This window comes from Leptolyngbya sp. AN10 (genome assembly GCF_050565645.1).
Taxonomy (GTDB): domain Bacteria; phylum Cyanobacteriota; class Cyanobacteriia; order Leptolyngbyales; family Leptolyngbyaceae; genus Leptolyngbya.
The window spans coordinates 13,157-32,145 of sequence record NZ_JBNXVP010000003.1 but is presented as its reverse complement, the minus strand read 5'-3'; the positions used below and the strand labels follow the sequence as shown (position 1 = coordinate 32,145).

General features: G+C 46.8%; 19 protein-coding genes. 10 read left to right on the top strand and 9 right to left on the bottom strand.

Annotated features, from left to right (window positions below; all coding sequences use genetic code 11):
- The first annotated feature begins 288 nt into the window (after positions 1-288).
- From ACQ4M5_RS04950 to ACQ4M5_RS04925, 6 genes are read left to right on the top strand one after another with little or no spacing between them, the layout of a single operon-like run.
- Positions 289-786 (top strand): DUF2231 domain-containing protein, encoded by a 498-nt coding sequence (locus ACQ4M5_RS04950; RefSeq protein ID WP_430674498.1) that lies wholly within the window; start codon positions 289-291, stop codon positions 784-786.
- Positions 783-1,391 (top strand): DUF2231 domain-containing protein, encoded by a 609-nt coding sequence (locus ACQ4M5_RS04945; protein WP_430674497.1) that lies wholly within the window; start codon positions 783-785, stop codon positions 1,389-1,391. The genes ACQ4M5_RS04950 and ACQ4M5_RS04945 overlap by 4 nt, the downstream gene beginning before the upstream one ends.
- A 5-nt stretch (positions 1,392-1,396) precedes the next feature.
- Entirely contained in the window at positions 1,397-2,335 is a 939-nt protein-coding gene (locus tag ACQ4M5_RS04940; RefSeq protein ID WP_430674496.1) for a cytochrome c oxidase subunit II, read from the top strand.
- Between the two features lie 25 nt (positions 2,336-2,360).
- Positions 2,361-4,049, top strand: a complete 1,689-nt coding sequence (ctaD, locus tag ACQ4M5_RS04935) for a cytochrome c oxidase subunit I (RefSeq protein ID WP_430674495.1) — start codon at positions 2,361-2,363, stop codon at positions 4,047-4,049.
- Positions 4,046-4,657, top strand: a complete 612-nt coding sequence (locus ACQ4M5_RS04930) for a cytochrome c oxidase subunit 3 (RefSeq protein ID WP_430674494.1) — start codon at positions 4,046-4,048, stop codon at positions 4,655-4,657. Before ctaD ends, ACQ4M5_RS04930 begins: the two co-directional genes overlap by 4 nt.
- A gap of 10 nt (positions 4,658-4,667) precedes the next feature.
- Positions 4,668-6,170: a GMC oxidoreductase gene (locus ACQ4M5_RS04925; protein WP_430674493.1), complete on the top strand. Its 1,503-nt coding sequence runs from the start codon at positions 4,668-4,670 to the stop codon at positions 6,168-6,170.
- 219 nt (positions 6,171-6,389) lie between these two features.
- Here ACQ4M5_RS04925 and ACQ4M5_RS04920 read toward each other — a convergent pair whose 3' ends face one another.
- Entirely contained in the window at positions 6,390-6,818 is a 429-nt protein-coding gene (locus ACQ4M5_RS04920) for a hypothetical protein (protein WP_430674492.1), read from the bottom strand.
- Between the two features lie 109 nt (positions 6,819-6,927).
- A complete protein-coding gene (locus ACQ4M5_RS04915) occupies positions 6,928-8,670 on the bottom strand; it encodes an N-acetylmuramoyl-L-alanine amidase (protein ID WP_430674491.1) in 1,743 nt (580 codons plus the stop codon).
- Positions 8,671-8,844: 174 nt separating this feature from the next.
- On the opposite strand from ACQ4M5_RS04915, the gene ACQ4M5_RS04910 reads away from it, so the two are divergent.
- Positions 8,845-10,479 (top strand): CTP synthase, encoded by a 1,635-nt coding sequence (locus ACQ4M5_RS04910; protein ID WP_430674490.1) that lies wholly within the window; start codon positions 8,845-8,847, stop codon positions 10,477-10,479.
- A 383-nt stretch (positions 10,480-10,862) separates the two neighbouring features.
- Here the strand turns inward: ACQ4M5_RS04910 and ACQ4M5_RS04905 are convergent, their stop codons facing one another.
- Entirely contained in the window at positions 10,863-11,660 is a 798-nt protein-coding gene (locus ACQ4M5_RS04905; RefSeq protein WP_430674489.1) for a hypothetical protein, read from the bottom strand.
- Positions 11,661-11,780: 120 nt separating this feature from the next.
- Entirely contained in the window at positions 11,781-13,169 is a 1,389-nt protein-coding gene (locus tag ACQ4M5_RS04900) for a DUF3370 domain-containing protein (protein WP_430674488.1), read from the bottom strand.
- 176 nt (positions 13,170-13,345) lie between these two features.
- On the opposite strand from ACQ4M5_RS04900, the gene ACQ4M5_RS04895 reads away from it, so the two are divergent.
- A complete protein-coding gene (locus tag ACQ4M5_RS04895; protein WP_430674487.1) occupies positions 13,346-14,182 on the top strand; it encodes a helix-turn-helix domain-containing protein in 837 nt (278 codons plus the stop codon).
- Here the strand turns inward: ACQ4M5_RS04895 and ACQ4M5_RS04890 are convergent.
- Positions 14,179-15,078, bottom strand: coding sequence for a glycoside hydrolase family 19 protein (locus ACQ4M5_RS04890; protein ID WP_430674486.1), 900 nt, complete (start codon positions 15,076-15,078; stop codon positions 14,179-14,181). The genes ACQ4M5_RS04895 and ACQ4M5_RS04890 overlap by 4 nt on opposite strands.
- A gap of 273 nt (positions 15,079-15,351) precedes the next feature.
- Between ACQ4M5_RS04890 and ACQ4M5_RS04885 the strand changes: the two genes are divergently transcribed.
- Positions 15,352-15,543, top strand: coding sequence for a DUF2949 domain-containing protein (locus ACQ4M5_RS04885; RefSeq protein ID WP_430674485.1), 192 nt, complete (start codon positions 15,352-15,354; stop codon positions 15,541-15,543).
- A 24-nt stretch (positions 15,544-15,567) separates the two neighbouring features.
- Here ACQ4M5_RS04885 and ftsE read toward each other — a convergent pair whose 3' ends face one another.
- Positions 15,568-16,299, bottom strand: a complete 732-nt coding sequence (gene ftsE / locus ACQ4M5_RS04880; protein WP_430674484.1) for a cell division ATP-binding protein FtsE — start codon at positions 16,297-16,299, stop codon at positions 15,568-15,570.
- 77 nt (positions 16,300-16,376) lie between these two features.
- Positions 16,377-17,201 (bottom strand): Cof-type HAD-IIB family hydrolase, encoded by an 825-nt coding sequence (locus ACQ4M5_RS04875; RefSeq protein ID WP_430674483.1) that lies wholly within the window; start codon positions 17,199-17,201, stop codon positions 16,377-16,379.
- A gap of 49 nt (positions 17,202-17,250) precedes the next feature.
- Between ACQ4M5_RS04875 and ACQ4M5_RS04870 the strand changes: the two genes are divergently transcribed.
- Complete coding sequence (locus ACQ4M5_RS04870) at positions 17,251-18,198, top strand: cation diffusion facilitator family transporter (protein ID WP_430674482.1); 948 nt, start codon at positions 17,251-17,253, stop codon at positions 18,196-18,198.
- 25 nt (positions 18,199-18,223) lie between these two features.
- Here ACQ4M5_RS04870 and ACQ4M5_RS04865 read toward each other — a convergent pair whose 3' ends face one another.
- Together ACQ4M5_RS04865 and ACQ4M5_RS04860 are read right to left on the bottom strand one after the other, a co-directional pair.
- Positions 18,224-18,487: a hypothetical protein gene (locus ACQ4M5_RS04865; RefSeq protein WP_430674481.1), complete on the bottom strand. Its 264-nt coding sequence runs from the start codon at positions 18,485-18,487 to the stop codon at positions 18,224-18,226.
- Positions 18,488-18,651: 164 nt separating this feature from the next.
- A complete protein-coding gene (locus ACQ4M5_RS04860) occupies positions 18,652-18,921 on the bottom strand; it encodes a GlsB/YeaQ/YmgE family stress response membrane protein (RefSeq protein ID WP_430674480.1) in 270 nt (89 codons plus the stop codon).
- Positions 18,922-18,989: the final 68 nt, after the last annotated feature.

The window sequence follows — 18,989 nt, the reverse complement described above, 5'->3', positions numbered from 1 at the left end:
GAGTGGGGAGTGGGGTGTTGCTCCCGTTTTGATGCCTGACTCCCTACTCCCTACCCCCCACTCTTTTGTTTACGACTCAAATAGGATCGCTATAGAGGAATTTTTCATGCCCTTCTCTAGATGGATTTTTCTATCTATTCCTTAAGATATACTCCGGGTGATTGTAATGTCTGAGGCAGTTTGACCGAGCATCAAAGATTAAAACATTACTGTAGAGCGCTCTTGGAACCCTCGATCGTCCTCTAAGTTAGTCATAGTTGAATGTCGTCGTTGTACCTTTGAGAACCCGTGTTTGACTCTCTCCTGCCCCCGCTCAATGAGCATAATCTCCCGTACCCCGATACGATTCATCCGATCGTGGTACATTTCGTCATTGCAATGGTGCTGTTTGCGTTCGTGTGCGACATCATCAGCTACTTCACTCGCAATCCCAAACTCGCTGAGGTCAGTTGGTGGAATTTGGTGTTTGCGACCGTTTCTATCTTCATTGCGGTGATTTTTGGACAGATTGAGGCGGGTTTAGCAGAACCTTATGCCGCTGCGGTTTCAGCCCTCAATTTTCATACGCTGCTAGGTTGGTCACTGTCGGGAATTTTAGCGGCGGTGACGGGATGGCGATATGTGATTCGATCGCAGAATAAACCGCTTCCGGTTCCTTATTTGGTTGCAAGTGTCGTGCTCGTGGGACTTGTACTCGTTCAGACTTATTTTGGTGACTTGCTGGTGTGGGTGTACGGCTTGCATAGCATTCCAGTCGTTGAAGCGACCAGAGGAGGGGAACTATGACGACTAAAACTGAACTGTTGGATCAAATGGCGGATCAGTTGGGCGCAAATCATTTGCCCTACATTATTCCGATTCATCCAAATCTCGTCCATTTAACACTGGGATTGTTCATCGTCGCGATCTCATTTGATATCGTCGGGGTGCTATTTCCAGTAGATAAAGCATTGTTCAAGTATTTGGCGATTCCAGTCACGCGATCGGGATTGTTTGATGTCGGTTGGTACAATCTGCTTGGGGCGGGTGTGATTACCTTTTTCACGGTTGCTTCTGGCTTTTATGAAATGCTGCTGGCTGATCCGATTCCTGAGATTAAGAGCATTTGGGGATTGCAGGCACTTCCAACGATGGTTTGGCATGGGATTGGCGGTGTATTGCTCCTAACATTGATTGTTGGGATGACCGTGTGGCGGGGATTCCAACGCTATGTTTGGCGAAAAGATATGGCGCGACAGGTGCAGTGGAGCTACATTGCTGCGGGACTGGTCATCTTTCTGTTGATGTTTCTACAGGGAACTTTAGGAGCGCATTTAGGGGGCGAGTTTGGCATTCATATCACCGCAGATCAGTTGATTAAAGCAGGCGAAAATCCCGATTTGAGACTATAGAGCTTATGAAACTGCGCCCGATTTTATCGATTAGTGCTTTTGTTGCGTTTTTGTCGATCGCAAGTTTTTGGATGGCAAAACAGGCTTATTCTTGGTTTCCTCCTCAAGCTTCGGCAGAATCCAAGCTGTATGATGAACTGTTTAGCATTTTGACGGGGATCGGCACGTTTATTTTGCTAGGGATTTCCTTGGTGGTGCTGTATTCTATGGTGTTTCAACGGGCTGGAAAGTATGACTTTACGGACGGTCCACATATTGAAGGGAATACTACGATCGAGATTATTTGGACAGCGGCTCCATTGTTGTTAGTCCTCTGGATTGCAACTTATAGCTATCAAATCTATGATGCAATGGCGATTCGGGGTCCGATGGAACTCGTTCATTTGCACAATCCAATGGAAATGCAATCAGCTTACGCGGTTCCGCTTGATGATGTTAAGCCGCAACTTCCAACTGAAACCATTGATGTCACAGCAAAACAATGGGCTTGGATTTTCCGCTATCCGGATCAGCAAGTCACCAGTACCGAACTGCATTTGCCAGTCGATCATCGAATTCATCTGAGCTTGCATTCCGAAGATGTGCTACATGGCTTTTATGTGCCTGCTTTTCGACTCAAGCAAGATGTGATCCCGACTAAAACGATCGACTTTGAATTCACGCCAATTCAGACCGGAAAGTATCGACTGCGCGATTCGATTTACAGCGGGACGTACTTCGCATCAAATCAAGCAGATGTCGTCGTTGAATCGAGAGAAGATTACGATCGATGGCTCGCGACTGCTGCAAATCAAACCCCAACCGAAGCGTACAATCCTGCTGCTGTTGAACATGCTCGGATTGCTCAAAGAAACGTTGTACACGGTTGGAAAACGGTTGAACCTGCGCCGCCCCCTGTAGTGAATTTTGCGCCGAAACAAGAACCCACTAGCTCTCCGACTTAGAAGAAATCACTTAGGATTACTGACTATGACGAATGTTCCGATTGAAGCGATCGAGGTGGCACGTCGCCAACCTTACCCAGGCGCACCCGACAACTGGAAACGATTTTTTAGCTTTAGCACTGATCACAAGGTCATTGGAATTCAGTACATTGTGACCGCGTATGTTTTCTTTTTGATCGGTGGATTGCTATCGATGGTAATGCGCGGTGAATTGATTACTCCAGAAGCAGATGTGGTCGATCGAACAGTCTATAACGCATTGTTCACGATGCACGGGTCGATCATGTTGTTCATGTGGACGTTTCCGGTGCTAGTCGGATTAAGCAACTATCTTGTGCCATTGATGATCGGGGCGCGAGATATGGCATTTCCACGACTGAATGCAGTGTCATTTTGGATGATCCCGATCGTTGGAATTTTGATGATTGCCAGCTTTTTTGTTCCGGGTGGTCCTTCGCAATCGGGCTGGTGGGCATATCCGCCTGTGAGCTTACAGAATCCGACCGGGAATCTGATCAATGGTCAGGTGTTATGGATTCTAGCGGTGGCAATTTCGGGGGTGTCCTCGATTTTGGGGGGCGTGAACTTTGTGACTACGATCGTAAGAATGCGTGCTCCTGGAATGACCTGGTATCGAACTCCTGCATTTGTCTGGTCAGTCTTCGCTGCCCAACTGATTCAGCTTTACGGATTGCCTGCTTTGACTGCTGGAGCCGTGATGTTATTGTTCGATTTAACGGTAGGAACAAGCTTCTTTGCCCCAGAGCGCGGCGGAAATCCAGTTCTGTATCAACACTTCTTTTGGTTCTATTCGCATCCTGCTGTTTATGTGATGGTGCTTCCGGTCTTTGGTGTGTTCTCAGAAGTGCTGCCTGTGTATGCGAGAAAACCATTATTTGGCTATCGAGTCGTCGCAACTTCATCGCTTCTGATTACGTTTATCAGTGGAGTGGTCTGGGTGCATCACATGTATGCCAGCGGAACACCTGGCTGGATGCGGATTCTATTCATGTTTACGACGCTGCTCGTGTCTGTTCCGACTGGAATTAAAATCTTTGGCTGGGTTGCAACGATTTGGGGCGGAAAGCTGAGATTAACCACATCAATGTTGTTCGCGCTGACTGGAATTACGAATTTCGTCTTTGCTGGAATCACGGGCGTAATGTTGGGATCAGTCCCGATCGATATTCACGTGAACAATACTTATTTCGTTGTCGCGCACTTTCATTATGTGATTTACGGCACGATCGTGTTTGGCATCTATGCAGCACTCTATCATTGGTTCCCGAAAATGACGGGTCGTATGTACTACGAAGGACTTGGAAAACTTCACTTTGCACTGACTTTTATTGGTACAACACTTTGTTTTCTCCCGATGCACTTTTCGGGACTGATGGGAATGCCGCGACGAGTTGCATCGTATGATCCAGAGTTCGCAGTTTGGAATGTGTTAGCAAGTCTGGGTGGCTTTCTGCTCGGCATTTCAGTGCTACCGTTTATTCTCAATGTAGTCAGTTCCTGGATTCAAGGCGAAAAAGCACCGAACAATCCTTGGAGAGCGATCGGGCTTGAATGGTTCACGACTTCGCCCCCTCCGGTTGAGAACTTTGAAAAAATTCCGGTGGTCATCTCTCCGCCTTATCAGTACGGCAAGAATCAACCGTTAATCGAGAATCAGTCTGAAATTGTCCCCGCTGATGGAGTTACAACATGACCGCAGAACGTTCGATCTCTGAATCCGTTGAAGCCAACATCCGTGAAGAACAGGCACATGAAGCCGCTGAAAATAGTAAGTTCGGCTTTATTGTGTTCCTGCTATCTGAGAGTGTGATTTTCCTCAGTTTCTTTGTGGGTTACAGCGTTTTCAAAACCAACAATCCAACCGATTGGTATCCGCCTGGAGTCACACAGCTAGAGACTAAAGATCCATTGATCAACACACTCGTGCTGGTATCTAGTAGCTTTGTGATCTATGTGGCTGAATGCTACTTGCACGATAAAAAGCTCTGGGGCTTTCGAGCATTTCTCCTAGCAACAATGGCAATGGGCGGCTACTTCCTGGTGGGTCAAGCGATCGAATGGAGCAATCTCAGTTTTGGATTTACTTCTGGTGTATTTGGTGGACTGTTTTATCTATTAACCGGATTTCACGGCTTGCATGTTCTCACTGGGATCTTGCTGCAAGCTGTGATGTTTGGTCGATCGTTTATTCCGGGTAACTATGATAGTGGTTACTTCGGGGTTGAAGCGACATCATTGTTTTGGCACTTTGTCGATGTTATCTGGATTATCTTGTACGTTCTAATCTACGTTTGGCAGTAGGAGCAATGCAATGATTGTCGATGATCAGTACTATGACGTGATTATTGTTGGAACGGGCGCGGGTGGCGGTACTCTGGCGCGTAAGCTGGCTCCTACTGGGAAGAAGATTCTAGTTTTAGAACGAGGCGTTTTCCCGCTTCGAGAAAGCTCGGAAGCTCAGGGAACAGAACTCTTTAAGAAAGAAACGTTTCATGCTCCAGAACAATGGTACGACCGGGACGGGGAGCCATTTAATCCACAGACTAGCTATTGTGTTGGCGGCAATACGAAAATTTATAGCGGCGTTTTGATGCGACTGCGCGATCGCGATTTTGAAACGGTTCAGCACCAAAACGGCGTTTCTCCTGCGTGGGGCTTAAAGTATTCTGATTTCGAGCCGTACTACACCGAAGCCGAAAAGCTCTATCAAGTTCACGGCAAGCTTGGAGATGACCCCACCGAACCCACTCACAGCGAAGACTATCCCTTTGCTCCGGTGGAACATGAGTCGCACATTCAAACTGTTGTAGATGGACTCTCCAAGCAAGACTTACATCCTGCTTATTTACCGATCGGGATAAACGAGCAAGGTCGAACTGATGCAGAAGATACTGGGATTAGTCCTGCAATCAAATACGAGAATGTCACCTTAAAAACTTCTGCCCAGGTTGTTTGCTTGCACACTAATCCTTCAGGCAACTCGATTAAAGCCGTACAAGCAAAAATTGGTGAACAGTCTTATCTATTTTTAGGGAACATTGTTGTTCTCTCTTGTGGAGCAATTAACTCAGCCGCTTTATTAATACGATCGCAGAACGAGAAGCATCCGAAAGGCATTGCAAACAGTTCTGATCTCGTCGGTCGCAACTTGATGAAACAGCAGCTATCCGTTGTGATTCAACTGACTGCCGATCCAAACTCTGCACTGTTCCAACGAAGTGTCAGCGTGAATGATTTCTACTGGGGTGACAAGGACTATGACTATCCGATGGGACACGTGCAAAACTCTGGTGGCATTCTGCGAGATGTCATTTTCACCGAAGCGCCTCCTGTCTTTTCGCCGATTTCACGATTGCTACCCGGTGTGGGAATTCGACAATTAGCCACTCGATCGCTCGGTTGGTGGCTGCAAACTGAAGACTTACCGAATCCAGAGAATCGCATTCGATTTGTGGGCGATAAATTGCACATTGACTACACCGTGAGTAATGCAGAAGCACACGATCGATTAGTGTATCGCTGGTTTGATGTGCTTAAGCAAGTTGAGTCGCTACAGCCAGGAATGTTCAATCGGATCGCACATCCGCGTAGTAACATGCCGATTCAAGTCGTGGCGCATCAATGTGGAACCTGTCGATTTGGAGAAGATCCACAAATTTCAGTACTCGATCTGAACTGTCGCGCTCATGAAGTTGATAACCTTTATGTGGTCGATAGTAGCTTCTTCCCATCGAGTGCCAGTGTTAGTCCAGCACTCACGGTGATTGCAAATGCGTTACGGGTGGGAGATCATTTAATCGATCGATTGAAATAGTCTCAGAGGATGTTTGAGAATTATAGAAGAATTGTTCGTTACGATTGCATTCCGCCCGTGATTAAAAATCACGGTCTATCGGATCAAAGTCCATTAAAGGGGACTGAAAGGCGCTTTTAGTGTGCTCCTCAGCCTGTTTCAACAGACTTTGTTCCGATAGCCCCGAATTCCATTCGAGGGGCGATTGATGCGATGAACGATCCCTTTCCAAACATACTCTCAAGAATTTTTGACGACGACTAACTTCCAATTTGCGGGTTGTTCTAACTGGCTGAGTTGCCCTTTGGTAAACAACCAGAGTGCAGTGCGAGTTCTAAACCAGCCAAACACTCGTTGATCGATCGACACTCCAGAAGGCGAATAAGGCATCACAATCCCACAGTAAGGATGTGAGCCTTTGACTGTCACAACAACAACATCGCTCGCTTTATACCCGTCCGGAACTTTGAAGGTTGCAAATACATTGTGTCTACCTTGCCAAGGTTCAACGACAACCTTCTCTGGATAAATCACGTTTGCCGGATTCGCAATCTGTTCTAGGACTTGATCAGGACAAGCTGAAACGACTCCAGGAGTCCGAGCTTGAAGCTTTTTAGCAACGAGTAATCCCAAAGGCAAACAGATTAAAACAGCTAACACGAGACTCATCCGTTTACTCACGATCCAATCCCACCTCTGTTGCATCTAACACATTCCCCTATAAGTTAGCATCCGAAAATTCTCCAATAAGCCGCTTTTGATAAGATTTACAAAAGCTTTATCGAGCCTGGGAAAGCCACTCAGCGACCCCATCCGCCAAAGTTGCTGCAAGTCTCTTTTGTTCCTGCGGGTTGGTAATCCACTCGAACTCAGTTGGATTGATTATGAATCCCAACTCTAACAAGACAGAGGGAGCGGTAGTTGGACGAGTCAGCGCGAGATTATTCCAGTACACGCCATACGAAGGTCGATCGAGCTTCTCTACTAAATAGTTATGCAGAAATAGCGCCAGATCATGCGCCTGAGTTTGATACCAAAACATTGCAATGCCTTTTGTATTGATTGCATCGCCATCATCCGGAAGTGCATTGTAGTGAACCGAAAGTGCGATCGCTGGCTCCGTCTCGTTGATTTTCTTAACTCGTTCAGCGAGACCTAAATCGATATCCGCTTCACGAGTCATCACAACCGTTGCACCTCGTTTTACCAGTTCATCGCGCAGATTTTTGCTGGTAATGAGCGCGACTTCTTTCTCTGGATATCCCGTTCCGCCCCTTGCACCAAGATCTTCAGGTCCACCATGTCCCGGATCAATCAAGATTTTGATTCCCGACAGTGATTTCGTTTTTGTTTTAGGTGGATGTTTTAGCGATAAAATAAGTGTTGTTCCTTCGTATCTGAGCTTATATCCCCACTGTTGATTCGATTTCAGATTAAACCGATATTCGATCTTTCCAGGTTCAACTTGTTCCCAATCCAATCTAGAAATCACCGGATCATCACTTAATCGAATCGTATCGGTTTGCGCGGTTGTATTGTGAAGCGTGAGAATAAATCGATTTTGATCCTGTTGTACGGTGATTGGCACTGGTGTTTGTAATGGGAATAATACTTCCGTCCAATCTTTCGATCGTCGAGATGTAATTCCACGGATCATCGATCGAACTGGAGTTGCCCCAGGAACGATTTTGACTTCGCTCGATCGAATCCATCCACCATAATCGAGCCGCACCCAATCGCCTTCACGAGCCGTAATTGTTGCCCTAGTTCCTCTTGGCAACGGAGTCAGACGCGAAAAATCTGTACTCGCTCCGGTTCTAGCGGTTCCTTGTTCTGCGGTGACTTCAGCCACTTCTAATCGAGCCGGATCGAGAATCACAAGTTTTCCAGGAGCCTCTTGGCTATTACTGCCTAAAAGATACGTCACTTTTCCCAAATTCCCGATCGATTGCGGCTGAATACAAGTCGCGTACTGAGTCGATTCAGGCTTCGTTGGTTGAACCAGTCCGGTTAAAACCCCTGAGTTTGCAGGCAGATTCGCGATCGCGGTTTGTGGCATGAGCGGTAAAACCTGACCTGCAATTCTCGCACTCACCATCTGATTCGGAGCCGCGATCGCGCTTAAACAAATCGGCTCTCCTGGCAACCGAGCCAAATCACTCGCAGGAGTCAGCGAATCCTTACCAAAATTCGTTCCAGTCGGTGCGGGCGGTTCAGCGGAATTCCGAGTCACTTTCAGTTTGACTTCTTGATCCTGATAGCGAATTGAGAACAAATTTTCTCCCAATTGCAGCGGGAAACTTGGAGCAAAATGCCCGCCTGTGCTGCGTGGAATCGGCTTGCCATTGATCGTCACTTGACCTGTCGGCGGAGCAGAACCAATAAAGAAAATTTGTTTTGCGATCGTCTCGTGATCAGGAGGCGGATACACCACGCCCAAAGAAGGTTTTGACCAGGCTGCCGTAACAATCAGCCCCATTGTCAACACCGCCAGAATTAACGCGCTCAGGAATCGCTTCATCGTCGCCCTTGAAATAACAAGATACCGTACCACATCCCGTTCGCATTGACGCGAGAAATGTTTCAACAGTTGCCTTTAATTCCTTGAGAAACTCCGGACATTCTCCCCTCACCTTTGCGCTACTGTGGCAGAATAGACCGGATAAAGTTTTGGCATGAGGTCGGCACGGGGGATATGACTAAATTTGTGTTCGTTACGGGTGGCGTTGTTTCTAGCATTGGGAAAGGGATTGTAGCCGCGAGTCTCGGACGATTGCTGAAGTCACGAGATTACTCAGTGTCGATTCTCAAACTTGATCCTTACATCAATGTTGATCCGGGTACGATGAGTCCGTTTCAACATGGTGAAGTGTTCGTAACCGAAGATGGAGCCGAAACCGATCTCGATTTGGGACACTATGAAAGGTTTACTGATACTTCGATGTCGCGCTTGAATAGTGTCACGACTGGATCGATCTATCAAGCGGTGATCAATAAAGAGCGTCGAGGCGATTACAACGGCGGAACGGTTCAAGTCATTCCACATATTACGAACGAGATCAAAGAGCGAATCTTGCGGGTTGCTCAAAATACCAATCCAGATGTTGTGATCACTGAAATTGGTGGAACAGTTGGGGATATCGAATCGCTGCCATTCTTAGAAGCAATTCGCCAGTTTCGTAAAGAAGTTGGACGGCAGAATGTTTTATATATGCACGTGACGCTGATTCCTTGGATTCCAGCAGCGGGCGAAATGAAGACCAAGCCAACTCAACACTCGGTGAAAGAACTCCGATCGATTGGAATTCAACCGGATATTCTCGTCTGTCGCAGCGATCGAGCTTTACCCTCTGGCATGAAAGAGAAAATGTCCGAGTTCTGTGATGTTCCGGCAGAATGTGTGATCACTTGCCAAGATGCTGCAAGTATCTATGAAGTGCCGCTACGACTGGAAAAAGAAGGACTCGCAACTCAAGCGATCGACCTTTTACAACTCGAACAACGCGAACCGAATTTGGCTCAATGGCAAACGTTAGTCGAGCGATTGTATCAACCGTCCCAAGAGCTTGAAATCGCGATCGTTGGAAAATACGTCCGTTTATCTGATGCGTATCTTTCCGTTGTCGAAGCCTTGAAACATGCTGCGATCGCAACCGGAAGCGCTCTTAATCTTCGCTGGATCAACTCTGAGGAAATCGAAGAAAAGGGAGCCGAACACTACTTAGCGAATGTAGATGGAATCGTTGTTCCAGGCGGATTTGGAATTCGGGGCGTGGATGGAAAAATTAATGCGATCGAATATGCCCGAACTCACAATATTCCTTTCTTAGGACTATGTTTGGGAATGCAATGCTCAGTGATTGAGTGGGCGCGAAATGTGGCACATCTAGAAGGTGCTCACAGTGCTGAGTTCGTTCCTGAAGCGAAGAATGCAGTGATCAATCTTCTACCAGAGCAGCAAGATGTCGTCGATTTGGGTGGAACGATGCGCTTAGGATTGTATCCTTGCCGTCTGACTCCAAACACATTAACCCTATCGCTGTATGGCAAAGAGGTGATTTACGAGCGGCATCGGCATCGGTATGAATTTAACAATGCCTACCGCAATCTGTTTCTAGAATCGGGCTATGTGGTGAGTGGAACCTCTCCAGATGGTCGATTGGTGGAAATTATCGAACTTCCGGGGCATCCATTCTTTATTGCAACGCAGTTTCATCCGGAGTTTCAGTCTCGTCCGAGCAGTCCGCATCCCTTGTTTAGAGGATTTGTCCAAGCGGCACTCGATCGAGAAATGAAGCTTTCAGAAACGAAAGTGCCAGTAGAAGCTTAGAGGATGTTTAAGAAGGATAAAAAGCGGCTTTGCTGCGTTGCGAATCCGCCCGGAAATGAATCTCCGGGCTAATGGAGGAAACTCCGCTGAAGCGGACTAGGAGTAAAACACGAAGTTCTTAGGAGATTTCTACGAAAGAGCTTACCGCTTGAAAGACTGCCCTTCGGCTTCGCTCAGGGCGCGATCTCTAGCTGACTGAGCGAAGCCGAAGACAGCGGGTAATTTGTTTTCGATAAATCTCCTTAGCCCAGTTCAGTGGGCTTCCCCTGATTAGCCCGGAGATTCATTTCCGGGCGGGTGAATGCGATGAACGATTGCTTTTCAAACACCTCTTAGATAGTTCGTCATGCCCTTTGATGAACTATCTAAGAGGGCATTTTTTCCTAAAGCAACAAATTAGAAATATGACCCACAATATTTCTTCCCGCCCGCCAATCGCTAGTTGTCTTAGCAAAAGCCACCATATAACGATTATCTTTCTGAAAAATTAACTTATAGTGATTACTCTCAGAAACAATCTCAAATCCCATCCGTTCAAGCGCTCTACGGGTTCCCCGACTCATATCTCGGTAATCTCGAAATAGCTCTTGAAGTTCTGCCTTCATTTTTTCGCGATTAGAATCAAACGAATTATTTGCGACAATATCAGCGATAATGTGCTGCCTTCGACTATTCTCCCGCACGTTTCTCAGCGAATCTTTCAGAACTTCTACTAAAATTTCACCCCTTTCATTTGGGTATAAATCGCGCTCAGTCGCAGTTAAAACGATCGCTCCATCTGGCTCTGAAACTGCTGATGATTTTGTTCCTGAAAGCTTACTCAGCGTTAAATCTTGATTCTCTTGAGTTAATTGACAATTCGTTTGTTCTAATTGCTGAATTCTTTCTTCTAATCGCCTGACTTGCTCTCGCAATTCTTTAGTCTCTACTTCAATTTCTACTTCAATTTCCTTGTAGAGTTTTTCAGACTGTTGTTTCAGAAGCTCTTTATCCTGATTCAGTTGGTGAATCTCCCTCTCCAATTGCCGAATCATTTCCTCGGATAGCTGTTCAGCTTCCCTCGCCTCTTTCAATCGCTGCTGCACGATCGTATGCTGGCTCTTCTCTTGTCGAAACTGCCTCACGACGTATACGAGAGCCGTCATCAGTCCGATTGACGCAAATAAGAATAAGTCTTGCATAAGCGCAGGCTAGGCTGACAGTTCATTCATAATACGCCTTGTCAATGGAAATTGGGGAAACTTCAGCATCTCTTCAAGGGCAAAAACCCTCGATCGAGCTTTTTCCCCAATCCTGAGAAGTTAAGGCTGTGCGGGTTGTTGCAAGGTTTTCACCGTCAGGACTTGCGGGGGTGTTGCATCAGGTGGATAGAGAAAATCAAACTGCACAAGCCGCCGTTCTTGAGGTTTCATTTGTAACGTGATCAATGGATCGCCTTGTTGTCCTCGCCGTTGAACCAAGTGAACATAACTCGTTTGAGGTAAACCTCGATCGTCGTTATATCTAAGTCTCACTGTTCCTCGAAAGTTCATCTGCGGTCCCGGTGGTTGCAAAAATCGCAGTCCTTGATCCGTATCTTCCCGCTTCAATGGTGTTTCAACAGTGACAACAACAGTTCGATCCTGATTGCTAGTATTCTCCAACGGCATCGTGAGACTGTACTGAATCGCATAGTTCCCATGAGCTTGATAAGCCGTATCTGGATAGCGACGAATCAGTTTTGCACTTTGATTTTGATCTGTGCCTAATGTGCCGCGATGCAAAGTTGCTAATCCATACGAGAAGCCTTTTCCAGCTTCAGGAACCGTGAGAAAATCGCGACCTTGATCCACAATGCGTCCATTCCATTGAGAACCAACCGCAACTCCCGCCACACGACTGTAAATGAAATTGCCTTGAGTTTGCTCGATCGGCGTTGGAGTTTTGTCTCTCGGACCTGAAACATCAGCCGTTTCAAGCAATGTTTCCCATTCTTGCAAATTCGGTTCACGCTCAGTTCCATCAGGATTTTGCTTTGCGAACATTCCCAAGCTGGCAAGATAAACTTTTCCAGTGCTGCGGAGTCTCATTAACGTCGATCGACCATTCAAAGGCGGCGTTAAGGTCTTCACTGGAATCGGTAAGTTCATCAACATTCGACTTTCACCGGGTGGAATCACAATCTGAGCCGGGAAAATGTCTTGTCTGAGTCCGCGCAAGACATCGCCGACTGCACGACTTCCAGGACCTGAAAACGTCTGCCCGTCATCATTTCCAGCCGAAGAAGGCAGTGTAATAAACGGGGCATCCGGTTGGCTGAGATAGCTTGCTCCCTGAAGAATGTCGATCGTAATCGGCTCTTTACCTGGATTATTGGCAATCACTCCCAGATACAGGGTTCTCAAATCCTCTGGAGTCAATGCTCTGGCGATATGATGCGCGAAAATGTCAAAACGTCCTGAAAAGGCTTGATCGAGATGCGCGGTAGGAAATTGTTTACCAGCAGGCGGAAACGTTGAGAGTAGAACTCCTTCCTTCTGTACGACTTCAGGACTGTTGCTGTTAAAGACGAAGACCGAATCTAACTCACCTGGAAGCGATCGCATTTCTTGAGGTTCTACGATCGTTTGAGGTTGAGGAGTCGGAGTTGGTGTAGGTGTAGGCGTTGGGGTAGCTTGTGACAAAATCAAACTGGAAAGAAGCGACAACATAGAGAAACGCAAAATCAGGAGCGGTCAAGATCATACCGGATTAGTGGGATTGCAATGTCGATCGAGCCTACTGTTACCATCAGTTTTTTCAATCTTTGTTTGTATCAAAACAATCCAAGAATCCAAATTTTCTCAAGTAGCATAGAAGCACCTAATCTGATTTCAAGAAAGAATTTATGCAGCCTGTTCAATCCAATCAGACCGCAGCGATTTCGACTCAAGACTGGGAAGGATTAACCGTGGAATATGGGCGGCTAGATTCTGTTGGTGATTTTGATTTTGCGATGCCTAAAAACGGCTTGAGTGTTGCATTTTTGCCGCATGAAGAGGTGGTTTGGTCGGTCGATGGTAGAACTCAAACAACTGGACTACCTGCTGGAAGTGTTTTTGTTTATGGCGATCGAGAATTCGTTTGGCATCGACGTAAAAAACCAAGCGAATATGTCAATCTCAATCTCGATCACGATTTGTTAGAAAAAATTGCCAAAGATCACGATTTGTCTTCTGAGCTAGAACATAAAGTGATCTTTCAAGACCCGACGATTCTGCACATTGCACAACTGTTAAAGGCGGAAGCTCTGAATGGCGGAATTGCTGGAAATCTCTATGTGGAGTCGTTGCGAAATCTCTTAGCGGTTCATCTGATCCGAAATCATACAGGCGTTTTAGTTAAACCGATCGAGGTCACAGTTCTTGATGGCTTGAAGCTGAACCAATTGAAAGACTACATCGAAGAACATTTGGCGGATGAATTGTCGATCGCGACGCTTGCGGCTCTGATTCCAATGAGTCAATTTCATTTTGCACGAGCGTTTAAAGGTGCGATCGGAGAGCCACCGCACCGATACATCACACAGCGTCGAATCGATCGAGCTAAGATGCTTCTTTCGGTGACAAAACTCTCCGCCGCAGAAATCGCTTATCAAGTTGGATTTTCTAATCAGAGCCATTTCACTGCTCAGTTTCGTAAAACCGTGGGAATGACTCCAAAACAGTTCAGATCGCAAGCTTAGACATTCAGAACGCCTTTAGCAGCGGCAAGATAGTATTTCCGATCGTCAAATCCGTTCAAACCCCCATTGATAATTCGAGTGACTCGCTCAACATTATCTCGATCGGCATGGGGATTGAGCTGATTTTTCGACCAGAACCAACCCGCACTAAAACACGCCAAGTCATGTTCTGCTAATCGCGTCGGAGCCGCGATCAAATCAATTCCGAGTGCTTCCCCACAGGCTTGATAGTTCGATCGACCTGTAATTTGAATCAATCCCCGACCTTTGAAACGGCGACCGTCACCCGGTTCGGTATTGCCCAAATCAGTTCTGCCTTCAAGATAATCACCCGGATCAATCTCTTCGAGATAGTTGAATGAACCCGATTCGTGAATCAGTTGAGACAGAAAATGAGCCTGACGGATCGGAGTCGTGATCTCGTACAGTCCCATCGTCAGCAAGAGGTGCGGCAAAAGAGAAGTCACTTGAGCACGACTGGCATGAGGCGCAATTTCTAACAATCGATCGACAGTAAGATCTGGCAGCGTTGTTGGGCGAAACAGTGAAGCATAAGGATTTTGAGTCGTTCTCTCAGGCAAGGCGGACATCGATCGGATCGCTGTATCGATCGCGTAATCCTGAGATTGGTATTCTCCTGCTCGAATATTCAAAATCAACTGTCTGAGCCGATTTGCCGTTTTGAGTCTTGCCACGCTCACAGGTTCATTCGGGAAACTGCCTTGGTAAGGAGCGCGATCGCCCGGACGAGCAGGAAGATTACTTAACTGCCGCAATAACGTGTCCGCGTGAGCATCATTCGGCTGAAAATCATTCGTTGTCGCGCTCAGAATGATTGTCTGAAGGCGATCGGCGGCTTGTTTTCGCCAAATTATCAGTTGCGATCGTGAGGTCATCTTGCGGTCTCCTTGGAAAAATGAACAATCAGTTTCAAGAGGTTTTAATCTCTTTGCGAAACTTTCATTCACTCAGGTTAGCCAGTGGGCAAGATGAAGCGGTTGCGTAATTTTGGGGCAACTGATGAAGCTCTTAAAAAGCGCATCCGTGTTATTGAGGATAGAGAGAAGCCACATGTCCTAGAGAAAAATCTTAAACTTTTGGATGATTACGAGATTGCTGGAATTTGTTTACATAAGTTAAATTGATTCTCATAAACGCAGGGCGACGACATGGAAGCGAAAAAGCGATCGAAATTTATTCAATTCCTGCGGGAAGAACTGGCGCTTCCAACTTCTGCGATCGATCTCGCTGTAAAGCACAGTCAGCCTGAACTCGCTCCGCTTCCAATGGTGCTTTGGCAATATGGCTTAGTCACGCTGAACCAACTGGATCAAATCTTCGATTGGTTAGAACAAGCCTAAGTCTATCTCCGGGACAGTGCCCAGTCATTGACTTTGATAGAGCCGACCATTCCGAATCTGTACAACCGGATGATTAGCTAACCGAATCAGATTCTCATCGTGTGTCGTTACTAGAACCGTGATTCCAATCTGGTTCAGCTTTTTCAGAATTTTTATCACCTGCCAAGAATTATCAGGATCAAGATTTCCAGTCGGCTCATCTGCTAGAAGAATCGGAGGTGTTGCGACGATCGCTCTTGCAATACTCACTCGCTGCTGTTCTCCCCCTGAAAGCTCTTCTGGAAAGGATTCCGCTTTGTGAACCAATCCCACCATCTTGAGCGCTGGCTGTAAACGCCGTTGAATCTCAGCACGAGAATACCCTTGCGCCCACAACACAAACGAGACATTCTCTGCCACCGTTCGACGCGGAATCAATTTGTAATCCTGGAAAACCACACCGATTCGACGACGCAGGAATGCGAGTTGGTTTCCTTTGAGTCGAGCGGGATTTTGTCGATCGACTAAAATTTCTCCTTCTGACGGCAGTTCCGCACCATACAGCAATTTAAGAAGGGTTGATTTCCCAGAGCCAGAAGGTCCTGTAATAAACAAAAAATCGCCGCCATTGATATCGAGCGAAACACCTGTGAGGGCGGAACTCCCGTTCGGATAAGTTTTACTGACCTGACGGAGTTGAATTAGCGCCCCCACAGACTGAGATTGAGCATCATCACGGGTAGGGACAGAAGACGGACGATTCAGAACCTGAGCCATATCGATCGACACGGGGAAATCAACCCCCTTCTTTTACACCGGAATCCGATTCGATCCCTCCGAGAAATTGCGGTAGATCAGAATAAGAACTTTTCGATCGCGGTTGCCGCTCCGTCTACTTCAACCGAAGGAGCCACCCATTGAGCCACTTCCTGAACTCTTGGGGGCGCATTCCCCATTGCAATTCCAATTCCCGCATACTGAATCATCTCCAAATCGTTGAAGTTATCCCCGATCGCCATCACGTTCTCTGGTTTCAGATTCAATAATTCCTCTGTTAGATATTTCACAGCGGTTCCTTTGTTTGCAGCAGGATTGGTCGCCTCAAAAAAAGTCGCGACTGATTTCGTTAAATACAATTCGGCAGGCGTGTACTGTTTCTGCAATGTGCCCAGCATCGAATTGATCAACTCTGTATCATCGCTGAGCGCTAGAACTTTCGTCGTTTCCATGTGAAAAGTCGATCGCAAATCCCCCACCTCGATCGGGACAATTCCAGTCCGTTGCGCGTATGCGGTCGTGTCTGGAGTCATCGATCGAACATACAACTCATCATTGATATAGAAATGAATTGACAATAATTCACGGAGTTTCGGTTGCTCAAAATAATCGAGCAGTTCTGATACCTGAGCTTTGGGAACCGACCAACGACGTAGAACTTCCCCAGTCGTCGGATCTTGAATCCATGCGCCTTGATAGGCAATGAGCGGCAAAGTCGAGCGGACTGCCTGATGAAATCGAAGTGCAGAGCGATACATACGCCCGGTCGCGATCGCGATTTGAATCCCTTGGTTCTGTGCTTTGGCGATCGCTGCTAAGACAGGTTCGCGGATATGATTAGATTTGCCTGCGATCGTTCCGTCAATGTCCAGAACCAATAATCGAATTTCAGAGTGTTGCATAAATTTTTTACGATGATTCCTCTTCATCGTTCTACCTCAAGAGCGCGTCATGGCTGAAGTCAAAAATCAAAAAGCTGTAAGTCGTCAGATTTTGCTGATGACACTTTGGCTAACGCTGCTGATGTTGGTAGTGAAAGTAGGTGCAGCTTGGGCAACGAGATCTTTGTCGATCGTGGCGGAATCGCTGCACACGGTGATCGATGGCTTTAGTACAGTTTTGAGCTTGATTGCAATCTCGGCTCCCAATCGCCAATCAGGACGGGAAGTTTGGGGACATGGACGATTAGAAACAGGACTCGCACTGTTATTAGTCGCATTACTGGGATTTGCAGGATTGAGTTTATTGAGTGTCGCAGTCGGACAACTGGCGATCGATCCAACACTTCAGACGCTTCCCGCAGTTCGGATGCGATTGTCTGTCATTGGATTATTAGGAGTCGTGTTTGCTGCTAGTTTAGGACTGGCATTATTTGAGCGAAAAGTTTCGCGATCGCTCGATAATTCAGTCCTGAAATTAAACGCCCGTCACATTCTCCAAGATGCTTGGCTTACCGGATTTCTATTGCTTGGATTGTTTGGAATTTGGGCGGGTTATGCGTGGTTCGATCCATTTTTGACGATCGCAATGGTGCTGACTGCTGGATTAAGCTGCTGGCGTGTGTTGAATTGGCAGCTTCCGTTAATGGTGCGACAAGTCGCGATCGCGCCTGAATCGATCTGGCAAATTGTACGGCAAGTTCAAGGAGTCACACAGTGTTATGAAGTGCGATCGCGGGGAATTGTAGGGCGGCAAGTCTTTGTCGAAATGCGCGTGATGGTGCATCCAGAATTTTTGGGTGCGAGTGATTGGATCGTAGAGCAAATTGAAGGTGCAATTCGCGATCGATATGGTCCGGTGCAAGTGATGATTTTTATCGAAGAAGCGCAAGACGAATTGCAGCATCCGTTTGAACAACTGCGATCGGATCAATCGAATCGCGAAATCGACTGGAGCTAATCTGATTTAATACCAAATCAATCTTTTATGCTAGAACGAATTCGACTAGAGAGTTCACGCCCAAAGCATATTCGACATCATCAATCTTTTCGCGATCGCGCCATTCATCAATCACACCAAGCAAGCAACGAACTGCTAAATCGCGCTGAATCAATTCAGTGACGGCTTGCCAAGCATCCGGTGCATTCGAGAAAAAGCCAAGCTGAATCATTCCACCTTCATGCCACCAGATGCCAATCCAGCCTGCATCTTGTTCTGTAATTTCTACATGCTGTCCAAGGTATGTCATAGCTGCTTCTCTCTAACTCCGCGTCTTAATGAATTACAGAATACGCGCTGTGCATACGGCTTGACCTCTACTAAAAAGAAGGGATCGCCTAGCGTGTCTCTGCCTGATGACAGTAACCGTTTAGGCGATCCCGCACACACAATGAAGAAGTCTTTCAGTGAAATTTAAGCAGCGCTACGGGTCACGAGTCCCCACAAGAAGATTGCGATCATGGCTCCGATCACAGCGACGACTAATCCAGGCAAGTTAAATCCAGCAGCAGATAAACTGATCGTCCCCTGAGTCAGCAGAGTGAATAAGCTACCTCCCAAGAATGAACCGATGATGCCTAAGATCATCGTGCTGAGGATGCCACCGCCTTGCCGTCCAGGATAGATCAGTTTTGCGATCGCACCTGCGACAATTCCAAGTACAGCCCATGCAAGAATATTCATGCTCGTCTCTCCTAGAGCTTATAAGCCTCGGTTGATTCGATCGACGGTGAAGAAAGGGTCGATCGACT